Source organism: Limnofasciculus baicalensis BBK-W-15 (assembly GCF_024178385.1).
Lineage (GTDB): Bacteria > Cyanobacteriota > Cyanobacteriia > Cyanobacteriales > Coleofasciculaceae > Limnofasciculus > Limnofasciculus baicalensis.
Window position 1 is genome coordinate 1 of record NZ_JAMZMM010000013.1, and the last position, 13,920, is coordinate 13,920.

12 protein-coding genes are annotated in these 13,920 nt (G+C 43.2%); all 12 read left to right on the plus strand.

Features of this window, described 5'->3' with window-relative positions; all coding sequences use genetic code 11:
• Positions 1-639 precede the first annotated feature (639 nt).
• The gene (locus NJ959_RS02630) at positions 640-2,952 is read left to right on the plus strand and encodes an NACHT domain-containing protein (protein WP_254010190.1); all 2,313 of its coding nucleotides are present in this window, start codon (positions 640-642) and stop codon (positions 2,950-2,952) included.
• Positions 2,953-3,145: 193 nt separating this feature from the next.
• Positions 3,146-3,988: an acyl-CoA desaturase gene (locus NJ959_RS02635; RefSeq protein WP_254010191.1), complete on the plus strand. Its 843-nt coding sequence runs from the start codon at positions 3,146-3,148 to the stop codon at positions 3,986-3,988.
• A gap of 396 nt (positions 3,989-4,384) precedes the next feature.
• A complete protein-coding gene (locus NJ959_RS30405; protein ID WP_309242541.1) occupies positions 4,385-4,999 on the plus strand; it encodes a CsbD family protein in 615 nt (204 codons plus the stop codon).
• A 179-nt stretch (positions 5,000-5,178) separates the two neighbouring features.
• Positions 5,179-6,657 carry an alpha-amylase gene (locus NJ959_RS02645; RefSeq protein ID WP_254010192.1) on the plus strand — a complete coding sequence of 493 codons (1,479 nt, stop codon included), beginning with the start codon at positions 5,179-5,181 and terminating at the stop codon, positions 6,655-6,657.
• Positions 6,658-6,891: 234 nt separating this feature from the next.
• Positions 6,892-7,335, plus strand: coding sequence for a hypothetical protein (locus NJ959_RS02650; RefSeq protein WP_254010193.1), 444 nt, complete (start codon positions 6,892-6,894; stop codon positions 7,333-7,335).
• A 2-nt stretch (positions 7,336-7,337) separates the two neighbouring features.
• Positions 7,338-7,607 carry a GlsB/YeaQ/YmgE family stress response membrane protein gene (locus NJ959_RS02655; RefSeq protein WP_254010194.1) on the plus strand — a complete coding sequence of 90 codons (270 nt, stop codon included), beginning with the start codon at positions 7,338-7,340 and terminating at the stop codon, positions 7,605-7,607.
• A 65-nt stretch (positions 7,608-7,672) separates the two neighbouring features.
• Complete coding sequence (locus NJ959_RS02660; protein WP_254010195.1) at positions 7,673-8,014, plus strand: low temperature-induced protein; 342 nt, start codon at positions 7,673-7,675, stop codon at positions 8,012-8,014.
• 402 nt (positions 8,015-8,416) lie between these two features.
• Complete coding sequence (locus tag NJ959_RS02665) at positions 8,417-8,908, plus strand: DUF1269 domain-containing protein (RefSeq protein ID WP_254010196.1); 492 nt, start codon at positions 8,417-8,419, stop codon at positions 8,906-8,908.
• A gap of 166 nt (positions 8,909-9,074) precedes the next feature.
• Complete coding sequence (locus NJ959_RS02670) at positions 9,075-9,410, plus strand: hypothetical protein (protein ID WP_254010197.1); 336 nt, start codon at positions 9,075-9,077, stop codon at positions 9,408-9,410.
• A gap of 62 nt (positions 9,411-9,472) precedes the next feature.
• Positions 9,473-10,384 (plus strand): cation diffusion facilitator family transporter, encoded by a 912-nt coding sequence (locus NJ959_RS02675; RefSeq protein WP_256528585.1) that lies wholly within the window; start codon positions 9,473-9,475, stop codon positions 10,382-10,384.
• Positions 10,385-10,464: 80 nt separating this feature from the next.
• Positions 10,465-13,014: a magnesium-translocating P-type ATPase gene (gene mgtA, locus NJ959_RS02680; protein ID WP_254010199.1), complete on the plus strand. Its 2,550-nt coding sequence runs from the start codon at positions 10,465-10,467 to the stop codon at positions 13,012-13,014.
• Between the two features lie 53 nt (positions 13,015-13,067).
• A complete protein-coding gene (locus tag NJ959_RS02685; protein WP_254010200.1) occupies positions 13,068-13,649 on the plus strand; it encodes a DUF3611 family protein in 582 nt (193 codons plus the stop codon).
• The last annotated feature ends 271 nt before the right edge of the window (positions 13,650-13,920 follow it).

Genomic DNA, 13,920 nt, shown 5'->3' on the forward strand with positions numbered 1-13,920 from the left:
TGTGTAGCGACAGATTTCAATCTGTCGTAAAATTTGAGAATGAAACAGCCCTGGCTTTAACAAGGGGGGTTGGGGGGGTGAAAATTATGGCAACAAACAAGTATCTTTGCTAAAACGGGATACTCCCAATCCGCACCAGCAACACTACCAGTAGTGTTGTTCCGTAAGTCCTATATATAGCAATCCTAAATAAGTCGTAAATAAATCCCAGCCAGAACCCTTGTAGTGCGGGCATCTTGCCCGAATAACTTTTGACAACCCATTGAAAATTGCTATCTATAACAAAGATTTTAGAATATTCTCTGGCGAAAGTAACACAAGAGCGTTATAGTAACAGAAAACCCCTATTATAGCAGTCGCTAAGGCGGTTAAGGCATCCAAAAACGCCAAAACTCATTCACAGCAATCCTTTGACTTTTGACTTTTGTTAGCGAAGCGGGACGAAGTCCCTTTTGACTTTTGCTATATATCTCCGCTCATAACTTCCACCATGCTTAAGAAAACACGATAATCCTTGATTTTCCGTTAATATCATCACCAAAAACCGAGCTTTTAGAGGACTAATGACATTAGTGGAAGATCTCGGTTTAATCGCCCACAATAAAAACTATTCGTATCCCTTCAGATACGCTGTTTTATATGGTTAAGCGATCCCTCCAAGCATCTCCTGTGGGAATTCAACAAGCTAAACGAGCCTTTGCCCTCAAGGGGTGGACGCAAGAAAATCTGGCAGGGGAAGTAAACTTAAAGACTCGTCAACCGATTTGGCGATTTTTCACCGGGCAACCCGTCGATCGCCAGATTTTTATGGAAATTTGTTCGATACTGGATTTAGATTGGCGAGAAATTTTGCTTAATCCGCCTGCGGAATTTCCTGAACCCGGAGAGATGACGAAAACTACTCCTCTAAATATCGATGGTTTGGTGCAACAGGTGCGAGTACAACATCACGACACCATTCAAAACCAGTGCGGTATCTTACAATTACTCGATATTAACCATCCAGTCATGATTGATGACATTTATGTGGATGTCAATATTTTGGAGGAAATTGCCAGTCAACAGTGGTTTGAAATTGCGGATCTGCAAAACTTAGGACCAGACGAATTCGATCGCGTTGGCTTGGGATCGGTTGAACAGAAACAAATACCAGGAATAGAGGCGGTTGAAACTTACTCAAAGCTGAGAGTTTTGGGTAAACCAGGAGTTGGCAAAACCACCTTTTTGCAGCATTTGGCGATTCAGTGTAATCGGGGTGAATTTGCCCAGAATCAAGTACCTATTTTTATCTCATTGAGAGAGTTTGCCGAAGAATCCAGACGCGATAGTGAATTTAGTCTTTTCAGTCACATCCGTGAGGCATTTCTCACCTCTGGAATTTCCAACCCCTCTACACTTGAAACTTTGCTCCAAGCGGGGCGAATCTTACTCTTGTTGGATGGGATGGATGAAGTACTGAACCAAGACATTACAACAGTACTCAGAGAAATTCGCAAATTCTCAGAAAAATATCATCGAAATCAATTTGTAGCAACCTGTCGCACCGCCGCCAATAAACTCCAACTGCGAGGCTTCACCGATGTCGAAATTGCCCCCTTTACCCAAGCCCAAATTACTGCCTTCGCCCAAAAGTGGTTTGTAGTACTAACTAAAACAACTACTCAATCCGGGCAAAATCAGTCTGCTCAGTTTATTCAAAAATTAGACTTGCCCGAAAACTGGCAGTTTCGCCAACTGGTAGTTACACCTTTGTTTCTCCATCTCGCCTGCTGGGTATTTCAAGGCCAAGGCAAATTTCCGACTAAGCGGACTGACTTTTATAAACAAGGACTGGATTTGCTACTAGGTAAATGGGATGAAGCCAAAGGAGTCGAACGCGATGATATATATCGAGGGTTTTTATTGCCCCAAAAACTAAGGCTCCTGAGTCAGTTGGCGGCTGTCACCTTTGAACAGGGGCAGTATTTTTTTGAGCAACGGATCATTGAACAATACATTGGGGACTATTTGCAGAATTTGCCCGGTGCCACCATCGAACCAGAGGAACTTCAACTCGAAAGCGAAGCTATGCTCAAAGCAATCGAGGCACAGCATGGCTTCATCATCGAACGGGCGCGAGGCATCTTTTCGTTTTCTTATCTGGTATTTCAAGAATACTTCACGGCTCGAAAAATTGTTGCTAGCCATAATCTGGGAGGATTAGAGCAAGCACTGGGAGGCTTGGTTAGTCATATCACCGATCCCCATTGGCACGAAGTCTTCTTGTTAACGGCTTCTATGTTGCGCAGTGCTGATTCGCTAGTACAGTTGATGAAGCAACAAATTGATACCTTAGTCGCTCAAGATCCCTATCTCCAAGAATTTTTAATGTGGGCTAGCCAAAAATCCCAGCAAATCCCAGACGAAAGCAAAATGGTTACCGCACGAGCGTTTTACCTCGCTCTTGCTCAAACCCCTCATTTGGCAGATCGCTTTGCATTAGCCAGCACGCTGGATCAAGGGATGTTTTTAGATGCGGCGTTGGAGAAATTGTTGCTAGAGTTTGCCATAGACCACAGTCAAGATTTTGCATACGTCAATGCCTGTAGTGAGGCACTCAACAACATTCTGGTGATGATTCTGGATGCTGGATTTTATAAGTCTCTCCAACAATTGAGAGATCAATTACCATCTCCGAGTCAAAACCGGGAAAGGCTTGAGGATTGGTGGCAGGAAAACTATTCTGCCTGGGTGGAAAAGGTGAGGGGCACAATCGCCAAATATCAAAATATTCAACATCCCTGGCAGTTTAGCCCTGAGCAACAGCAAGTGCTACAGCGCTACTATGATGCCAATCAACTCTTGATTGATTGTTTAAATAGTAACTGCGAAATTACAAGGGCAATCCGGCAAGAGATTGAAGCAACATTGCTGTTACCTCAAAAGGAACTGGAAGATCGGGAATGGTTGTAGTTTTAAAGGTAATAAACTAAACATTTTGTGACTAATTGTAAGATTTTCACACAATTTAGACAAACTTACATTAGTCAACCCTTTGAATCTACTCAAATTAAAACCTTCGTCTGTCATGATAGTGCCACAGTCGCGACATCGGATGTTGCTACTGATAATGGTACTATTTACATTGTTGACAACGAGGACTTGCATGACTTCTCATTCTATTGAAATTTCCCCTAAAAGTGGGCAACCACTGGTACTAAATTGGACGGCTGTAGCATTTTTCAGCACAGTTCATGCTGTAGCTCTTCTGGCTCCGTGGTTCTTTTCCTGGTCTGCTTTGGGGGTGGCGATATTTCTCCATTGGTTGTTAGGCAGCATTGGTATTTGTCTTGGGTATCATCGCCTCTTGACTCACCGTAGTTTCCAGTTACCGAGGGGACTGGAGTATGCGATCGCAATTATTGGAGTTCTTGCGTTACAAGGTGGACCTATTTTTTGGGTAGCTGGACACCGGATGCACCATGCTTATACTGAAGATATCGACAAAGATCCTTACTCTGCCAAACGAGGTTTTTGGTGGAGTCATGTACTCTGGCTATTATATGACCGCCCAGAATTTTTTAACTACGATATCTATAAAAAATCTGCTCCAGATTTGGATAAACAGCCATTCTATCGCTGGTTAAACCGTTACTTTTTGCTACTCCAACTACCCCTAGGAGTCTTGCTATACTTGCTCGGAGGCTGGTCATTTGTCATCTACGGTGTGTTTGTCAGATCAGTCTTGGTTTGGCACAGCACCTGGTTTATTAATTCTGCTACCCACATCACAGGCTACCGTATCTTCAACACCCAAGATAACTCCGGTAACCTCTGGTGGGCAGCCATTATTACCTATGGAGAAGGTTGGCACAATAATCACCACGCTCACCCAAATGTTGCCAAAGCCGGATTGAAATGGTGGCAAATTGATACCACTTGGTGGGCAATTTTCATCTTGAAGAAACTAGGTTTAGCCAAAAAGGTGGTCATGCCTGCTATTGACTAGAAGGATTTGCCGTCTCCGATCGGGATTAGTTTTATGTAGGGTGGGCAGTCCCCAATATAAGGCAAAAAGCTTATTATTACGTTGGTGGGGACTGCCCACCAAAGCAGTTATTGAAAGGCGTGCCAGATCTCAGTTCGAGTTAACCCAAAAATAAGATCGATACAATATCCCAATTATGAGAACAAGCTTCATGAGAGTCTGACGGGTAAAGTCGATGGAGCTTAACTCCTGCATCGCCCGTTACATTTTGTATCGTACTTAATCAATTCATTCAAGTTTAATCAATTCATTCAGTAAATAAAACAACCGTCTGTAACAGTAACACCAGAAGCAGATTTGTTAACTGGACTCAGGTAACCAATTCTCAAATTAAACAAATTAAATAAGGATCGCATTATGAGTTTAAAGAATAAAGCCAAGGCAACTGCCAAAAATATCGAAGGTAAAGTTCAAGAAGCAGTAGGCAATCTGACTGACAATCCCAAAGCTCAGGCAGAGGGCAAAGAAAAACAGGCAGAGGCAGAAGTTAGTTTCGCTATCGAAGATTTGAAAGATCAAGTCAGGGCAGCTACCAAAAATATCGAAAGTAAAGCTCAAGAAGTACTAGCACATCTAACTGACAATCCCAAAGCTCAGATAGAGTGCGAGGAACAACAGGCAGAGCCAGAAGTTACTTCCACTAGCGAAGATATCACAAATAAAGCCAAGGCAACTGTCAACAATATCGAAAGTAAAGATCGAGAAGCAGTAGGCACTCTGACTGACAATCCCAAAGCTCAGACAGAGGGGAATGAACAACAGGCAGAGCCAGAAGTTACTTCCATTATGGAAGATATCACAAATAAAGTTAAGGCAACTGTCAACAATATTGAAGGTACAGTTCAAGAAGCCGTAGGCTATCTGACTGACAATCTCAACACTCAGGAAGAGGGGAAGGAAAAACAGGCAGAGGCAGAAGATAGTTATGCTATCGAAGAAATGAAAGATAAAGTGAAAAAAAAAGTTCACTAGTCCGTCATTTGTCACGGTGATGCAAAAGGTACGCTTCGCGCCCACTATTCAGATAAATGATTAAAAGTTTGCTGCCCTAGGAACTCTTTATTACTTTAGGAAAGATCATTCTTTAGTCTTTTTTTGCCTTTAAATCTTGACATAATCTCTCATAGACATCCAAAAATTTGGAGTAAGTCATGGCTGAACTAAACGGTGTAATGATGCAGTTTTTCCACTGGTATATTCCACCAGATGGCAATCTGTGGAATGAGCTAAAAGAAAAAGCTCAAGCATTGGCAGATAAAGGAATTACATCAGTGTGGCTACCTCCAGCCTACAAAGGGACTGCTGGTGGTTATGATGTTGGCTATGGTGTTTACGATATGTACGATTTGGGCGAATTTGACCAGAAAGGCTCAGTCCGGACTAAGTATGGTACTAAAGATGAATATGTTAGCGCGATCGCAGCAACCCAAGCTGCTGGAATCCAGGTTTACGCTGATGTTGTCATAAATCACATGATGGGCGCGGATAAAGCAGAAGAAACCCAAGCCGTACCCCTCAATCCCGACAATCGTGGTGAAGCGATTGGGGAGATGCAGCCTGTAAAAGTCTGGACACATTTTAGATTTCCAGGTCGCAATGGCAAATATTCTGACGCAGAATGGCATTGGTGGCACTTTGATGCGGTGGATTATAACGCCCACAATGAAGGGGAAAATGCCATTTATCTCTTCAAAGGCAAAGAATTTGACAAGCAAGTTGATTTAGAGAAGGGTGGTTTCGACTACCTCATGGGTTGCGATTTAGATGTTGAGAATGAGGAAGTGCGTGGGAAGCTGGACAAGTGGGGGGTTTGGTATGTCGATACGACAAACGTTGATGGATTTCGATTTGATGCGGTTAAACATGTCAAGGCAACTTTTTTCCCAGAATGGCTAAAGCGTTGCCGTCAAGAAGCCAAGCGGCGATTGTTTGCCGTGGGTGAATATTGGTCAGCTGATACCGAAGCCCTACATCACTTTATCGAAATCACGGGCGGCGATGTCATGCTATTTGATGCCCCACTACACTACAACTTTAGCGAAGCCAGCAAAGCAGGCAATAGCTATGATATGCGGCAAATTTTCGACAATACTTTAGTCCAACAACAGCCCACCCTCGCCGTCACACTGGTTGATAATCACGATTCCCAACCCTTACAATCCCTAGAATCAATCGTAGAAGCATGGTTTAAACCATTAGCCTACGCACTCATTTTATTGCGGCGTGATGGTTATCCTTGTATTTTCTATGCCGATTACTATGGGGCACACTATACCGATAAAGGTAAAGATGGTGGTGAGTACGAGATTTGGATGGATAGTCACCAGTGGCTAATTGATAAATTCCTGGAAGTTCGGCATAAATATGCCTACAGCGATCAATACGATTACTTCGACCATGCTAATACGATTGGTTGGACAAGACTCGGAAACGAACAACATCCTGGGGCAATCGCGGTAATCCTCAGTAACGGCGATTCAGGCACCAAGTGGATGGAAGTCGGTAACCCCAACACAACCTACATGGATTTGACTGAACAAATCCAAGATCTGATCGTAACAAATGATGAAGGCTGGGCAGAATTCCGCTGCAATGCGGGTTCAGTTTCCGTTTGGGTACCGCAAGACTAAATCAATTTCAGGACTTATTCTCAAGTCGTCAGAAACCGGGTTTCTTCCTCAACCTCGATCGTCTAAACCCACAATTTTTTGTAGAAACCGGGTTTCTTTAGGTAAGTCCTAAATTTAATTTTTTCACTCAGGGAGTAGATTATGCGCTCGAAAACAAAACTAATTTTATGGATATTTGATAATTACAAACAATGTCAGAAAATCCTGAGACTATAACATAATAGAGGAAATATCATGAGTGCTGTAATTGACAATTTCACCAAAGAAATTCATGACTATTTAGAAGCGGTAGAAAATCGGGCAAAATCGATTAAAGAAAGAATTAAATCTGCACCGAAAAGAACTCAAGCAGAGATTCAATCGAGACTCGATGATGCGAAGATAAAACTAGATGCTAAGAAGCAAGAATTCGATGAGTACCGAGCCAAACTCAGAACTCAATTTGAGGAAAAAGAATCTGAGATGAAGTCGAATGTTGAGTTCTGGAAAGCAAGTCATGAAATTAAAAAACTCGAACATCGAGTGGATAAAGCTGAAGATTATGCAGCGATGATGACCTTCTTAGCAATGGCGATGATGGAAGAAGCTGAAAAAGCAACTTTGGAAGCGATCGCCGCCAGACTAGATGTCGAAGCTGCTGTGGGCACTGAATTTCAATCTACATCATCGAGGAATTAGTCATGAGTATCATTGCTTGGATAATTTTAGGCTTACTAGCAGGTGCGATCGCAAAAGCCATCGTCCCCGGTTATCAAGGTGGTGGCTGGCTTTCAACCATGTTCTTGGGTGTCATTGGTGCATTTATTGGCGGTACTTTGCACATTTTTATCAAGACTGGAACCCTCCAATTATCAGCCCCAGGTTTGAGCGTTCCTGGAGTATTTGTCGCGGTTTTGGGTGCAATCATTGCGATCTTTATCTATAGCTTTATGTCTCGTAGAAGCGTGTAAATTATCGCCATTGCTACAGTCACTTACGAATTTTGTTGTTGTTTATTAACTTAGATGAGTTTGACATGAAATACATTTCTGCATTGCTATCCCACCTGCGCCCTGTCCAGATGTTACTGTCTACCTTACTCTGTACTATGCTATTTTTTGCCAGCGGCTTCTCAACACTAGCGGCCAAAAATATTCCTACCAAAGGGACAGTACAACTAGACAAGATTGAACAGAAAGCCCAAAAGGCAATTGATTCTCCAGCGATGTCACTTGAAACTATTGAGAAGCGCTCTCAGGGAGGATTGAATGAAGTACAGGGTGATGCGGATCGCGACAAAATGAACAGTTCCAATGACCCTAAGTTGCCAGTAGTCAAACAAGCTGAAAAAGCACTTAGCAACATTCAGAAAAGCTAAGGCTTAATTCTTTGATTCAGAGAGAACCTGATTCTTCTCTTACTGTTGTGTTGCTCGATCCAAATGACTTCAAGTCAAGACTGATGCTCACAACAGTAAGATTACTAACGAATCACAAATTCAATTTGATGAAAATCAAGCCATTTACAAAGATTTAGATTATGGCATGAACTACGGCAAGTTTCGCCGGATTTGGCGGCTGTACTTAATTTGGTCTATTTGTTATTTCGATAGCTGTGATGGAGAATTTTTTGGGAATGGTCAATACCTAATGGTTCATGCCTAGTAGTCTAGATCTTGAAATCACAAAAATCTTATCAACTCTAGGGCGATAAAATATGATTGTATTTGTGTAAGTTTTTTCAATCCAATCTAAATATTCATTTCAACAAGTAGGAAAATATGAGCGATCTAATTGTAATTGGCTTTCCAGACGAATTTAAGGCAGATGAAGTATTGCTCGATCTCAGAAAACTGGAGCGAGGATATCTGATCGATCTAGAAGATGCAGTGATCGTGGTGAGAAATAAAGAGGGCAAAGTCAAGGTTAAACAAACTCAAGAACTTGTCGCTTCTGGCGCATTAAGTGGCGGTTTCTGGGGATTGTTAATCGGCTTAATCTTCCTTAATCCTCTCCTGGCATTTTTTGGTGCAGCAGTGGGAGCTATTTCTGGTGCATTAACAGATATCGGCATTGATGATAACTTCATTCGAGAATTAGGCAACACCCTCGAATCGGGAACCTCTGCCATTTTTGTCTTGGTGAGAAAGTCTACACCTGACAAGGTTTTAGAAGATTTGAGCAAATTTGAGGGAAAAGTTCTCCGAACTTCGTTATCCCATGAAGATGAGGCAAAACTTCAGGCGGCTCTTAGAAAAAGCGAAGCAGGGTAAATCATAGCTCCAAAAAATCTCGAAGTCATCGCCTATCAATATATAGCAGCCGCCCGTGTTAAGGCATTCTCAGCTACCAAATTTTAACAAGGGGCTGAGAGCCAATTGTCCTAACCGCTGTGGCGGTTGCTATAAAAGGAGATTCTCTGTTCAGGAAGGAAGGCAAATGGAAACACAATCGATAGCAAATCAGCCATCTAATTCACTTCCTCCAACCCGGGGAAGGATTGAAACTCTCCCTGGATTGAATGGAGCCTTCCTGACGATCGTTAGCCTTGCGATAATCTACGGGATTGTCGCTTCAATTTATCCTGGCATTCCCAAGCGTATAAAGCATTTATTCAGCTTCAAATCGCGTCACAAGATTTTGTGTCATCGCTGTCGATATTTTAGCAATAATGCCTATCTTAAGTGCGCTCTCCATCCAGTAACCGTACTGACCAAACAAGTGGTTAATTGTAGCGATTACTGTCTAAATAGCCAGGAAAAACGGGCAGTTTAAAATTTTGTGCTACTCGGGTGAGCAAAGATACTTTCCTTGCCCAAATCGTGACAGTCAAAAGTATGAATATATCTGTCAATCATCGTCCTTCAGCTCGCTCCTACGCGGTTCTATCCATTGGTGCCGCCGTAATGACTATTGCGCTGAAGTTTGGAGCATATAGCCTGACGGGTTCCGTGGGTTTGCTGTCCGATGCCTTCGAGTCAATTGTGAACTTGGTGGCAGCGATTGGTGCTTTTTGGGCTTTGTCTTATGCCGCCAAGCCGCCCGATGAGAAGCACTCCTTTGGACATTCCAAAGCAGAATATTTTTCCAGTGCCTTGGAAGGATTCTTAATTTTGGTAGCTGCCGGAAGCATTGCCGTTGCCGCTGTGGATCGTTTTTTCCATCCCCAGCCGATTGAGCAGGCTGGATTGGGGCTAGTGTTAGCCCTCTTGGCAACAGCGATCAATGGTGGAGTCTCCTGGATTTTGCTCCAGGCTAGCCGACAGCTCCGCTCCATCACCCTCCGGGCTGATGCCTATCACTTGCTCACAGATGTGTGGACATCGGTAGGGGTGGTGCTAGGGATTGGGCTGGTTAGCGTTACGGGCTGGTTTGTGCTAGATCCCATTGTTGCCCTACTCGTCGCGGCCAACATTGTTTGGACTGGATGCAAACTGCTCGGAGAAACTGGATTTGGTTTACTTGATGGCGCAATCCCTGACGATGAACAAAAGGCGATCGCGCTGATCATGAGTGAATATAAAACTCAAGGGATTCAGTTTCACGCTCTACGAACCCGGGTTGCTGGCTCCCGTAGCTTTGTGTCGTTTCATGTATTGGTTCCAGGAGCGTGGACAGTTCAGAGAGGCCATGATGTTTGCGAAATAATCGAACAGGCGATCGCCCTCGCACTACCAGGAACAAATGTCACAACACACCTAGAACCTTCAGAAGATCCAATTAGTTGGAATGACGAGAAATTAAATTGAATTACGATGCAATATCGCTAACTTTACTCCAATAATTTTCAATCGCTGCGGCGCATTAATCAACTGATGAATTAAATCCCATGAATCCACAAAATTCCCCGTTTTGGAGCTTACCCACAGATCGAGTGCTTCAGGAGACGCACTCCACAATCGCAGGGTTAAGCGGTCAAGATGCGAAACAACGCCTGAGCGAGTACGGCGCAAATAGCCTCAAACAAAAACGCAAATCGAGCGCATTAATGCTCTTGCTCAATCAATTCAAGAGTCCGATTATCTTGATTCTAATTTTTGCGGCGGTGCTATCAATTTTTCTGAAAGATGCTGCAGATGCCATTATCATTTTGACGATCGTACTCATCAGTGGGCTATTAGGATTTTGGCAAGAACGAGGAGCCTCGAACGCCGTCGATAAATTATTGGCATTAGTACAAGTTAAAGCAACTGTTTTGAGAGATGGTCAATCTCAAGAAATCCCCAATGAGTCAGTGGTTCCTGGCGACATTGTAGTCCTTTGTGCAGGTAAAAATATTCCGGGCGACTGTCTAGTTTTAGAGTCGCAAGATCTATCAGTGGATGAAGCCGCACTGACAGGAGAAACCTATCCAGTTGACAAGATAAGTGGCGTATTACCTGCTGAAACTGAACTGGGAAAACGCACTAATTACCTCTATATGGGAACCAATGTAATTAGTGGAACGGCGAAAGCAGTCGTCGTTCATACCGGAAAAAAAACTGAATTCGGCAAAGTATCGGAACGCCTGAAACTCAGACCTCCCGAAACAGAATTTGAACATGGACTCAGCAAGTTTGGCTACTTTCTGATGGAAGTAACGCTAATTTTGGTAGTTCTAATTTTTGTCGCCAACGTCTTCCTCCATCGCCCAGTGCTGGAATCATTTATGTTTTCTTTGGCGCTAGCGGTTGGTTTGACTCCCCAATTGTTGCCTGCAATTGTCAGCGTTAACTTGGCTCGTGGTGCCAAGAAAATGGCGAAAAAGGGGGCAATCGTGAAGCACTTACCCGCGATCGAAAACTTTGGCAGTATGAATGTATTTTGCACCGATAAGACGGGGACGCTAACGGAAGGAGAGGTGAAAATTCACTCTGCGGTTGATGTGGATGGGAAAGAAAGCGTTAGCGATGGCGTAGACTCGACGCAGGCGAATCGCGTTCTACTTTACGCTTATTTGAATGCTGCATCTGAGTCGGGTTATGTGAATCCCATCGATAAAGCGATTCGCGAATACAAAACCTTCGATATTTCTGCCTATCAAAAGCTGGATGAAGTCCCTTATGATTTTAACCGCAAACGTCTCAGCATCTTATTCAAAAAAGAAAGTACCCATCTGATTGTGACTAAAGGCGCACTGAAAAATATTCTGGATGTTTGCTCAAAGGTTGAAACTCCTGATGGAAAAACGATCGATATTGTAGATGAGCGAGAGAAACTCTACCAAGAGGCTGAAGAATTGGGCAGTAAGGGATTTAGAGTTTTGGGTGTGGCTGCTCGCGATTTTAATCGAGATTCATTCAGCAAAGATGATGAAACGAATATGACATTTATGGGCTATCTTGCTCTATTCGATCCGCCAAAAGCTGGCATCGCGGAAACTCTCAAAGAGTTGGAATTAATGGGAGTCACCCCGAAGATGATTACCGGAGATAGCAAGGCGGTTGCTATTAGTATTATTCAGCAGGTAGGATTGCCTGAACCAAAGATTTTGACAGGATCTGAACTAGATAAGCTCAGTGATGAAGCTTTGATACATCGAGTACAACATACAAATGTTTTTGCTGAGGTAGAGCCAAACCAAAAAGAGCGAATTATTATCGCTCTTAAAAAAGCAGGAAATGTAGTTGGATATCTGGGAGATGGCATTAACGATGCCTCTGCACTTCATGCCGCCGATGTCGGGATCTCAGTCGAGAGCGCAGTCGATGTCGCCAAGGAAGCTGCTGACATTGTATTGATGGAAAAGGATTTGAATGTCCTCCTGGCAGGTATAAAGGAAGGACGAATTACATTTGCTAACACTTTAAAATATGTATTTATGGCAACTAGCGCCAATTTTGGCAATATGTTTAGCATGGCGGGAATTTCTCTATTTATCCCCTTTTTACCGCTCCTGCCCAGTCAGATTTTGCTGACGAATCTATTCACTGATTTCCCAGAATTGACGATCGCAACCGATCGCGTGGATCGGGAACAGATTAACCAACCTCACCGCTGGAATATGGGCTTTATCCGCAACTTTATGTTGGTATTTGGGTTACTCAGTTCCGTGTTTGATTACCTCACCTTTGGAGCCTTACTCCTTGTGCTACACGCCGATCCAGCGCAATTCAGAACTGGTTGGTTTATGGAATCAGTGATTTCTGCATCCATCATTGTCTTATCCATTCGCACACACCAGTCTATTCTTCACAGTAAACCGAGTCGAGCTTTGTTTTCAACAACGATTGCGATCGCCGGGATCGCGCTCTTCCTGCCTTATACACCCCTTGCAAGTCTACTGGGATTTCAAGCCTTGCCGATTGAATTTCTTTTGTTACTGGCAGCAATTGTCGGACTTTACATCCTCTGTGCCGAAAACGTGAAACGAGTGTTTTATAGCCGCGTAAAATTTTAGCGGTTTGATGCTCCTGCTATTGTTCAAATCAAAAATTTAGAGGGAAATATCTTATGTCTACCAACCTGGAATTAACATCTCATCCTTCAGAGAGGCCGCAATCTGGCAGTTTACTGCGATTGTTGGGGTGGAGTGGTTTTTGGATACAGTTTGTTTTAACTATTGTTTCTGGACTGATTTTAGGTTTCGCGATGCTCGATCCGAACCTTAATCTTAATCTCAAGTCTGGGATCAGTTTGCTATCAGTAATTGGGGGAATTACAGCTTTAGCCTTAAGCATTTACTGGTTCTTTCGTTATGTTCTTCTTGGGCGACAATTGTCAGGATCGGAGCAGGCCTTACATCCTAACCGTAAGGAAACAATTCATATTTTGCAGCTAGGAGTTTTAGTCAACTTGGCGGCAATGTTACTGACGTTAGTCGGTATTGAAACGATTGTTGGATCGTTGCTCCTCAAAACCCTATCAGTTCCCCAAGGAGTCTCTGTCTATCCCATCGGGCAACAAATGATTGAGCCGATCGATATTTTTGTCGTACAAGCGAATATCAGCATGATTGTGGCTCAATTTGTGGGGATCGTAATTCCATTTTGGCTGGCAAGTCGTGTCGAACACCATTGGGAGAAAACACTATGAGCGATCTAATCGCGATTGGGTTTAATGGTAAACATGACTTACGCAAAGGCTCTATCCGTAGGGTGCGTTATACTCTGTTAACGCACCAGCAACATTATTAGTAGCGTTGCTGCGTAAGTCCTAGGTAAACTTAAAGCAAGGGAAGCTAGTAATGTCTAATTAGGGATGTCAACAATTATTAATTAAAGGTGATAAAAATTTACAGGCTATTTTAGAGTTTGTTTGCGGAGAATCAGCTATAGCAACCGCCCGTGTTAGGACAATTGGCTCT